Here is a 478-nt window from a genome sequence, read left to right as displayed (position 1 = left end):
CCAGCTGCCGTAGCCCAAGCGAGCCCCGACTCCCGCTCCCGGACCGGAACGACCTCCACCTCCTCCAGCCACCCCCGATCGGCGGGCTGTCCCCCGCCCTGCGGATGAAACAGACAGTGCTCTACGGCCGCCCAGGGCGCTCCGTCCGTCTCGCCGACCGCGATCACACGCGTGTCGACCTGTTCCAGGTAGGTGTCGTCGAGGTAGGCGCTGGTCTGTGCGCCTACCCGAGAAGCGGCGATCGAATGAACCATGCGTTCACTATACCGAACCATGCGAGAGATACTGAACGCATCGTTCGTTTTAGTCAACGATGCAGGCGCCCGCCGAAGCCGGACGTACGCGCCACCCTTCCCAGGCCCCACTCCCCCTCGCGCCGAGGCCAGAAATCGACGAATGCCCGAGAACACCCGGCCCACGAGACCCGTTCCGACACTCCCACATCAGGAATCACGCCAATATCGGCGTCCGCAGTCCC

General features: G+C 65.7%; 1 pseudogene. It reads right to left on the bottom strand.

The annotated features are described in order from the left end of the window. Positions 1–254, bottom strand: a pseudogene (locus tag ACNFOC_RS55240) (metal-dependent hydrolase); the annotation flags it as partial. Between the last annotated feature and the right edge of the window lie 224 nt (positions 255–478).

The sequence above is a fragment of the Streptomyces colwelliae genome (genome assembly GCF_048158785.1).
Classification (GTDB): Bacteria; Actinomycetota; Actinomycetes; order Streptomycetales; family Streptomycetaceae; genus Streptomyces.
This window is presented reverse-complemented; position numbering and strand designations above follow the sequence as displayed.